Below are 8,362 nucleotides of genomic sequence, written 5' to 3'. Positions count from 1 at the left end.
TGCCGGGCCATCGGCTCCCGGATGCGCAGCTCGCCGCGCAGATTGGGCAGTGCACTCATGACGTGCCCTCCCCGCCGAGGCTCGCGATCAAGCCACCGGCCACCGCGCCGATGTCGCCGGCGCCCAACGTCAACAGCACGTCGCCGTCCTGCAGGATGCCCGGCAGGATTTTCGGCAGCGTCTGCACCGACTCGACGAAGATCGGGTCGACCGCGCCGCGCGCGCGGATCGCCCTGGCCAGCGCGCGCCCGTCGGCACCGGCGATGGGCGCCTCGCCCGCCGGATAGACCTCGGTCAGCAGCAGCACGTCCACGCCTGACAGCACCTGGCAGAAGTCGTCGAACAGGTCGCGCGTGCGGCTATAGCGGTGCGGCTGGAAGGCCACCACCAGGCGCTGATCCGGATGGGACTCACGCATCGCGCGGATCGAAGCCACCAGCTCGCGCGGATGATGGCCGTAGTCGTCCACCAGCAGTGCCTTGCCGCCGGCCTTGAGCGGCAGCTCGCCGAGCACCTCCAGGCGCCGTCCGACACCCTTGAAGCCGGTCAGCGCGCGCTGGATCGCGCCCATCTCCACGCCCAGCTCGCGCGCCACCACGGCGGCGGCCAGCGAGTTGAGCACGTTGTGGCGGCCCGGCAGGTTCAGGTGGATGTTCCAGCCCTGGGCCGAGTCCTTGGTGCGCAGCCGGTAGCGCGTGCCATGGCCGTCGGGCGCCAGGTTCTCGGCCCACAGATCGGCATCGCACTCGATGCCATAGGTCATGACCGGTCGGCCCAGCTCCGGCAGCAGCTCGCGCAGCACCGGGTCGTCCACGCAGATCACCGCCAGACCGTGGAACGGGAGGTGGTGGATGAACTCGACGAAGGCCGCCTTCAGACGCCCGAAGTCGCCGCCGTAAGTTTCCATGTGGTCGGCATCGATGTTTGTGACCACGGCGATCATGGGATTCAACAGCAGGAAGGAGGCATCGCTCTCGTCGGCTTCCGCGACCAGGTAATGGCTGGCGCCGAGCCGCGCGTTGCTGCCGGCGCTCTTGACCTTGCCGCCGACCACGAAGGTGGGATCGAGCCCACCCTCGGCCAGCACCGCCGCCACCAGGCTGGTGGTGGTGGTCTTGCCATGCGTGCCGGCGATGGCGATGCCATAGCGGAAGCGCATCAGCTCGGCCAGCATCTCGGCGCGCGGCACCACCGGGATGCGGCGACTGCGTGCCTCCAGCACCTCGGGGTTGTCCGGCTTCACGGCGCTGGAGATCACCACCACATCGGCCTTGTCCACGTTGCCGGCGGCATGGCCGCCGTGGATACGCGCGCCGAGCCTGGCCAGGTGCTTGGTCGCGGCATTGGCCTTGAGATCCGAGCCGCTGACCTCGTAGCCGAGGTTCAGCAGCACCTCGGCAATGCCGGCCATGCCGACGCCGCCGATACCGACCAGATGGATGCGGCGCACGCGCCGCATCGGAATGTGCGGCAGCGGCACCATGCCGTTCTGCGCGCCGTTCATGCGGCGCCTCCGGCCAGGGCCAGGCATTCGTCCGCGATGCGCTCGCAGGCCTGCGGCCAGGCGCGCGCACGCGCCGCCTCGGCCATGCGCAGCCGCAGCGCGGCATCGCCCAAGAGCGGCTTGAGCAGCTCGCACAGGGCCTGCGGCGTCAGCTCGCGCTCCTGGATCAGGCGCGCCGCGCCGGCCGACACCAGATACTGGGCATTGGCGGTCTGGTGATCGTCCACCGCGTAGGGGAAGGGAACCAGCACCGCCGGCAGGCCGGCGGCGGCGAGCTCCGCCACCGTCAGCGCACCGGCGCGGCAGATGACCAGATCGGCCCAGGCATAGGCCGCGGCCATGTCCTCGATGAAGGCCTCCGGCTGGATGTCGAGGCCGGCAGCGGCATAGGCCTTCTGCGCGTCTGCCAGCGTGCGTCCGGCCTGGTGGCGCACCGCCGGCCGCAGCTCCGGCGGCAGCAGCGCCAGCGCCTGCGGCACGCAGCGGTTGAGCGCCAGCGCGCCGAGGCTGCCACCCAGCACCAGCAGGCGCACACGGCCGCCGCGGTTGGCCAGGCGCTGCGCCGGCGGCGGCAGGGCCGTGATGTCCGGCCGCACGGGGTTGCCCACGGTCAGTCGCTTGGCGCTGGCCGGGAAGGTATCCGGGAAGGCCTCCAGCACACGCCGCGCAAGATGCGCCAGCAGGCGGTTGGTCAGCCCGGCAATCGCATTCTGCTCGTGGATGAGCAGCGGCCGGCGCAGCAGCCAGGCCGCCAGCCCGCCGGGTCCGGCCACGAAGCCGCCGAGGCCGATCACGGCCTGCGGCCGGCGGCGGCGCAGAATGGCCAGCGCCTGCCAGACCGCGCGCAGCAGGTTCAAGGGCGCCAGCAGCAGCGTGGTGATTCCCTTGCCGCGCACGCCGGCAATCGTGATCCATTCGATCGGCAGGCCGCGCGCCGGCACCACGCGCGCCTCCAGTCCCGCCCGCGTACCGATCCACACCACCTCGTGCCCGAGCGCGCGCAGGCGCTCGGCCACCGCCAGCGCCGGGAACACGTGTCCGCCGGTGCCGCCGGCCATGATCACGATGCAGTAGCGCGCGCCCGTGCTCATACCCGCTCCCGTTTCGGCTTGGGCGGATCGAGCGCGGCCTGGCGCGCCTCGAAATCGATGCGCATCAGGATCGCAACCACGGCCAGCATCACGATCAGGCTGCTGCCGCCGTAGCTCATCAGCGGCAGGGTCAGGCCCTTGGTCGGCAGCAGGCCCATGTTCACGGCGATGTTCACGTAGGCCTGCAATCCCACCCAGCTCGCCAGTGCGTATGCGAGATAGGCGGAAAAGGCCTGCCCGTTCTGCAGCGCGCGGCCGGCAATGGCGAAGCCGCGCCACACCAGCAGCCCGAACAGCAGCATCACCGTCAGGCCGCCCAGCAGGCCGAGTTCTTCGGCCAGCACCGCGAACAGGAAGTCGGTGTGCGTCTCCGGCAGGTACAAGAGTTTCTGCACGCTGTTGCCCAGGCCCACGCCGGTCCATTCGCCGCGGCCGATCGCGATCAGCGACTGGGTCAGCTGGAAGCCGCTCTCGAACGGATGCTCCCAGGGGTTGGTGAAGCTCACCAGCCGCTTGAGCCGGTAGGGCGAGGTCACGGCGAGGGCCGCGGCGCCGGCCGCCATCGCCACCAACAGCAGGCCGAGATGCGGCAGGCGCGCACCGGCCATGAACAGCAGGATCAGACTCACCGCCAGCAGGATGACGGCCGCGCCGTAGTCCGGCTCGAGCAGCATCAGCGCGCAGGCCAGGCCCAGCGGCAGGCCCGGCTTGAGCAGGCCGCGCAGGCGCGTGCGGATCTCCTCGTTGCGGCGTACGGCATAGCTGGCCAGGTACATGAGCAGCAGCAGGCGCGCGACCTCGGAGGCCTGCAGGTTGACGGGCCCAAGGTCGATCCAGCGCCGTGCGCCGTTGACCTCGCGGCCGATGCCCGGCAGGAACACCAGGGCCAGCAACAGCAGCGCCAGCACCAGCAGGAAGAAGCCGCTCTTCTCCCACCAGCGCATCGGCACGTTGAACAGCGCGGCGCCGAAACCCAGCCCCGCCGCCGCGAACGCCAGCTGGCGATAGAAGTAGTAGAAGGTCTCGCCGGTGTGGCGTTCGGCCACCGCCACCGAGGCCGAGGCCACCATGATCAGGCCCAGCAGCAAAAGGCCCAGCGCCGCCAGCACCAGGCCGCCGTCGAGGTAGCGCATGCGCTGCTCGAGCACGCGGCTGCGCAGATCCTGGGCCAGGGCGCTCATGCAGGCAGTCCCCGGACCGCGGCCATGAAGCGCTCGCCGCGCTGCTCGTAGCCGCTGAACATGTCGAAGCTGGCGCAGGCCGGCGACAGCAGCACGGTGTCGCCGGGCTGCGCCACGTCGGCCGCCCGCTGCACCGCCTGGTCGAGATCCGGCGCGTGATACACCGGCAGCGCACCGCTCACGGCGCGCTCGATCAGCATCGCGTCCTGCCCGAACAGCACCAGTGCCCTGCCCTTGTCGGCCAGCACCGGCTTCAACGGCGCGAAGTCGCCGCCCTTGGCCAGGCCGCCGGCCAGCAGGACGATCGGCCCGGGCATGCCGGTGAGTGCCGCCAGTGTCGCGCCGACGTTGGTGCCCTTGGAATCGTTGTACCAGTTCACCCCGCGGCGCTCGGCCACCCACTGGCAGCGGTGCGGCAGGCCCGGAAACTCACGCAGCGCCGCGAGCATGGCCGCGCGCGGCAACTGCACTGCCTCGCCCAGCGCCAGCGCGGCCAGGGCGTTGGCGGCATTGTGCAGGCCGCGGATGCGCAGCGCCGACAGCGGCAGCAGCCGCTCGCCGCCCCGCGCCAGCCAGATTTCGTCGTGCGCCTGCACCAGGCCGTAGTCGTCATCGCCCTGCGGCGGCTGCAGGGAGAAGCCGGTGACCGGGCGGCCGGCCGGCGTCATCGCCGTCACCCGCGGGTCGTCGCGATTGATCACGCAATGGCCGCGACCGCGATAGATACGCGCCTTGAGCGCGGCATAGTGTTCCAGCGTGCCGTGGCGGTCGATGTGATCCGGGCTCAGGTTCAGCACCACGGCCGCGCTGGCGTCGAGCGACTCGGTCAGCTCGAGCTGGAAGCTCGACAGCTCGAGCACGTACAGCTCGACGGCGTCGTCGAGCAGGTCCAGCGCCGGCGTGCCGAGGTTGCCGCCGACCGCGACCCGACGGCCGGCCTTCCTCGCCATCTCGCCGACCAGCGTGGTCACCGTGCTCTTGCCGTTGGAACCGGTGATCGCGACGACCGGGACAGCCTCGCGGGCGCGCAGCGTGCGCGCGAACAGCTCGATGTCGCCGAACACCGGCAGGCCGCGCATGCCGGCGGCGGTGAAGAACGGCAGGCGCAGGTCCAGCCCGGGCGAGCTGACCACCGCGCTGGCGCCCTCGAGCGCGGACTCCGGCAGGCCGCTCACGAACTCGACCTCCGGGTAATCGCGCCGCAGCGCGGCCAGCATCGGCGGCTCCGCGCGCGTGTCGGTGGCGCGCACGCGCGCGCCCTGGCGGCGCAGGAAGCGCACGGCCGACAGCCCGGTCTTGCCGAGCCCGGCGACCACGTACAGCTTGCCCGCGTAGTCGTTCATCCGTCCGTCACCGCACCTTGAGCGTGGCCAGGCCGATCAGCACCAGCACCAGGGTGATGATCCAGAAGCGCACGATGATCTTGGGCTCCGGCCAGCCCTTGAGCTCGAAATGGTGGTGCAGCGGCGCCATGCGGAAGATGCGCTTGCCGGTCAGCTTGAACGAGGCTACCTGCAGGATGACCGACACGGTCTCGGCCACGAACACGCCGCCCATGATCAGCAGCACGAACTCCTGCCGCACCATCACCGCCACCACGCCCAGTGCCGCGCCCAGCGCCAGCGCACCGACGTCGCCCATGAAGACCTGCGCCGGATAGGTGTTGAACCACAGGAATCCCAGGCCGGCACCGCCGATGGCGACGCAGAAGATCGCCACCTCGCCCACGCCGGGCACGTAGGGAATGCCGAGGTAGGTCGCGATCTTGACGTTGCCGGCGGCGTAGGCGAACACGCCCAGGGCCGAGGCCACCAGCACCGAGGGCATGATGGCCAGCCCGTCGAGGCCGTCGGTCAGATTGACCGCGTTGCTGCTGCCGGCGATCACCAGATAGGTCCAGACCACGAACACCAGCCCGCCGGCATAGCCGGCCAGCGGGATGGCGATCTCCTTGAAGACCGGCACGTACAGCGTGGTCTCGACCGGCAGCTTGGCGGTGAGCAGCAGCGCGAAGCCGGCGCCGAAGCCGCAGACCGTCTGCCAGAAATACTTCCAGCGCGCCGACAGGCCCCTGGCGTTGCCGTACTTGAGCTTGCGGTAGTCGTCCACGAAGCCGATCGCGCCGTAGGCCAGCGTGGTCAGCAGCGCGATCCAGACGTAGCGGTTGCCGAGATCCGCCCACAGCAGCGTCGCCACCGCGACCGCCACCAGGATCAGCGTGCCGCCCATGGTCGGCGTGCCGGCCTTGGACAGGTGTGACTGCGGGCCGTCGTCGCGCACCGGCTGGCCGATGCGCATGAAGGTCAGGCGCCGGATCATGCCCGGCCCGACCCACAGCGCGATCACCAGCGCGGTCAGCACGCCGAGCACACCGCGGAAGGTGAGGTACTCGAACAGGCGGAAGCCGCCGTAGAACTGCTGCAGGTATTCGGTCAGGTACAGGAGCATGGCGTGGTCCTTTTAATGATTGCCGCTTGCAGTATCGGCATCCGCCGTTGGCGCCAGAAGCGCCTGCACGACCTGCTCCATGTGCATGCTGCGCGAGCCCTTGATCAGTGCGGTCACGCCTGGGCCGATCTCCCCGCGCAGTGCTGTCGCCAGGTCCACGTGGCTCTCGAAGTGCCGGGCACCGGCGCCGAAGGCCGCCACCGCGGCGCGCGACAGCGGGCCGACCGCGTACAGGCGCTCGCAGCCGTGGCGGCGCGCCCACTCGCCGGCCTTGCGATGCCACTCGGCGCTCTCCGCCCCGAGCTCGCCCATGTCGCCCAGCACCAGCCAGTGCCGGCCGGGCAGCTGGGCCAGGACTTCCAGCGCCGCGGCCAGCGAGGTCGGGTTGGCGTTGTAGGTGTCGTCGATGAGCTGCGCGCCCTGCACCGCGGCGCGCCGCACCAGCCGCCCGGAGACGCTGCGCATCGCGCCGAGCCCGAGGGCGATCTCGGCCGGCGACAGGCCGGCGCCCAGCGCGCAGGCGGCCGCCGCCAGCGCATTCATCACGTTGTGCCGGCCGAGCATCGGCAGCTCCACGGCGGCATTGCCCTGCGGCGTGACCAGTTCGAATTCGATGCGGCCGGCCGCGGCGACCTCGCGGAGGTCACGCGCGCTGACCTCGGCCGGCTGCTCGATGCCGAAGCTGAGCTGCTGGCAGTGCGCCGCCAGCTTCCGCCACAGGCCGGCATAGGCGTCGTCGGCATTGATCACGGCGAGCCCTTCGCGCGCCAGGCCGGCGAACAGCTCGCCCTTGCCGCGCGCGATGCCCTCGCGCCCGCCGAAGCCCTCGATGTGCGCCAGCCCGGCCTGGGTGACGACGCCGATGCCGGGCCGCGCGAGGCGCGTGAGCACCGCGATCTCGCCCTGGTGGTTGGCGCCCATCTCGATGATCGCGGCCTGGTGTTCGGCGCGCAGGCGCAGCAGCGTCAGCGGCACGCCGATGTGGTTGTTGAGATTGCCGACCGTGGCCAGCACCGGGCCGCGGCGGGCGAAGATCGCCGCCAGCATTTCCTTGGTGGTGGTCTTGCCGTTGCTGCCGGTGACGCCAATGACGGGAATATCGAAACGGCCGCGCCAGTGCATCGCATAGTCCTGCAGCGCGCGCAGGGCGTCCGGCACCACCACCTGCGGCAGCGGCAGCGGCAGCGCGCGCTCGACCAGCGCGCCGGCGGCGCCGAGCTGCGCCGCCTGGGCGACGAAGTCGTGGCCGTCGAAACGCGCACCGCTCAGGGCTACGTACAGTTCGCCGGGCTGCAGCTTGCGCGTGTCGTTGCCCAGCCCGGCGAAACCCGCATCCGCACCGACGAGCCGGCCGCCGACCACCTGCGCGAGGTGCGCGAGGCGGTCCATGGGCGGCAACTGGAGCGCGGCGTTCATGCCTGCCGCCCCCCTTCAAGACAGGCAGCGACCACCCGGCGATCGCTGAAATGGCGACGCTCCCGGCCAACAATCTGGTAATCCTCGTGGCCCTTGCCGGCCACCAGCACGGCGTCCTCGGGGCCGGCGCCGGCCAGCGCCAGGGCGATGGCGCGCGCGCGGTCGTGCTCGACCGTGAAGCGCGCGCCGGCCGGCAGGCCGGCGAGGATGTCCTGGACGATCGCGCGCGGATCCTCGCTGCGCGGGTTGTCGTCGGTGATGATCAGGCGATCGGCATGCTCCAGCGCCGCGGCGGCCATCAGCGGACGCTTGCCGCGATCGCGGTCGCCGCCGCAGCCGAACACCACGGTCAGCTCGCCGCGGCAGTGCGCGCGCAGCGCGCGCAAGGCCTGGCCGAGCGCCTCGGGCGTATGCGCATAGTCCACCGCCACCAGCGGCTGCCGATCGCGCAGCTGCACCGCTTCCATGCGCCCCGGCACGGTTTCCACATGCCGCAGTGCGCCGAGCGCGACGTCGAGCGCGACGCCTTTCTCCAGCAGCACCGCGAGCGCGGCCAGCAGGTTGTAGGCGTTGAAGCGGCCGAGCAGACGGCTTTCCAGCACGCCTTCGCCCCAGCTCGTGCGCACGGCCAGCGCAAGGCCGCGCGCATGCAATTCGGGCTCCGCGCCGAGCACGTAGCGCGCCGCGGCGGCGGCCGGCGCCGCACAGAGACCATAGGCGAT

7 protein-coding genes are annotated in these 8,362 nt (G+C 71.3%); all 7 read right to left on the bottom strand.

What is annotated here, in order from left to right; translation table 11 throughout:
* Nucleotides 1-55 precede the first annotated feature (55 nt).
* Nucleotides 56-1,504 carry a UDP-N-acetylmuramate--L-alanine ligase gene (murC, locus tag VNJ47_11955; GenBank protein ID HXG29547.1) on the bottom strand — a complete coding sequence of 483 codons (1,449 nt, stop codon included), beginning with the start codon at nt 1,502-1,504 and terminating at the stop codon, nt 56-58.
* Nucleotides 1,501-2,595, bottom strand: a complete 1,095-nt coding sequence (gene murG, locus VNJ47_11950; protein ID HXG29546.1) for an undecaprenyldiphospho-muramoylpentapeptide beta-N-acetylglucosaminyltransferase — start codon at nt 2,593-2,595, stop codon at nt 1,501-1,503. Before murG ends, murC begins: the two co-directional genes overlap by 4 nt.
* Nucleotides 2,592-3,776 carry a putative lipid II flippase FtsW gene (gene ftsW / locus VNJ47_11945; protein ID HXG29545.1) on the bottom strand — a complete coding sequence of 395 codons (1,185 nt, stop codon included), beginning with the start codon at nt 3,774-3,776 and terminating at the stop codon, nt 2,592-2,594. The genes murG and ftsW overlap by 4 nt, the downstream gene beginning before the upstream one ends.
* Entirely contained in the window at nt 3,773-5,119 is a 1,347-nt protein-coding gene (gene murD, locus VNJ47_11940; GenBank protein HXG29544.1) for a UDP-N-acetylmuramoyl-L-alanine--D-glutamate ligase, read from the bottom strand. The genes ftsW and murD overlap by 4 nt, the downstream gene beginning before the upstream one ends.
* A 7-nt stretch (nt 5,120-5,126) precedes the next feature.
* Nucleotides 5,127-6,224 carry a phospho-N-acetylmuramoyl-pentapeptide-transferase gene (gene mraY / locus VNJ47_11935; GenBank protein HXG29543.1) on the bottom strand — a complete coding sequence of 366 codons (1,098 nt, stop codon included), beginning with the start codon at nt 6,222-6,224 and terminating at the stop codon, nt 5,127-5,129.
* A gap of 12 nt (nt 6,225-6,236) precedes the next feature.
* Entirely contained in the window at nt 6,237-7,640 is a 1,404-nt protein-coding gene (gene murF, locus VNJ47_11930) for a UDP-N-acetylmuramoyl-tripeptide--D-alanyl-D-alanine ligase (protein HXG29542.1), read from the bottom strand.
* On the bottom strand, nt 7,637-8,362 hold a 726-nt coding region (murE, locus tag VNJ47_11925), incomplete at its 5' end, for a UDP-N-acetylmuramyl-tripeptide synthetase (GenBank protein ID HXG29541.1). The genes murE and murF, both read right to left, overlap by 4 nt.

Source organism: Nevskiales bacterium (assembly GCA_035574475.1).
GTDB lineage: Bacteria > Pseudomonadota > Gammaproteobacteria > Nevskiales > DATLYR01 > DATLYR01.
The sequence above is the reverse complement of the archived record's forward strand: the minus strand, read 5'-3'. Positions and strand labels throughout refer to the sequence as shown.

What these genes read in the sequence shown, in the direction of transcription:
- murD (HXG29544.1), bottom strand. Translation starts at nt 5,119, where the DNA reads ATGAACGACTACGCGGGCAAGCTGTACGTGGTCGCCGGGCTCGGCAAG.
- mraY (HXG29543.1), bottom strand. Translation starts at nt 6,224, where the DNA reads ATGCTCCTGTACCTGACCGAATACCTGCAGCAGTTCTACGGCGGCTTC.
- murC (HXG29547.1), bottom strand. Translation starts at nt 1,504, where the DNA reads ATGAACGGCGCGCAGAACGGCATGGTGCCGCTGCCGCACATTCCGATG.
- ftsW (HXG29545.1), bottom strand. Translation starts at nt 3,776, where the DNA reads ATGAGCGCCCTGGCCCAGGATCTGCGCAGCCGCGTGCTCGAGCAGCGC.
- murF (HXG29542.1), bottom strand. Translation starts at nt 7,640, where the DNA reads ATGAACGCCGCGCTCCAGTTGCCGCCCATGGACCGCCTCGCGCACCTC.
- murG (HXG29546.1), bottom strand. Translation starts at nt 2,595, where the DNA reads ATGAGCACGGGCGCGCGCTACTGCATCGTGATCATGGCCGGCGGCACC.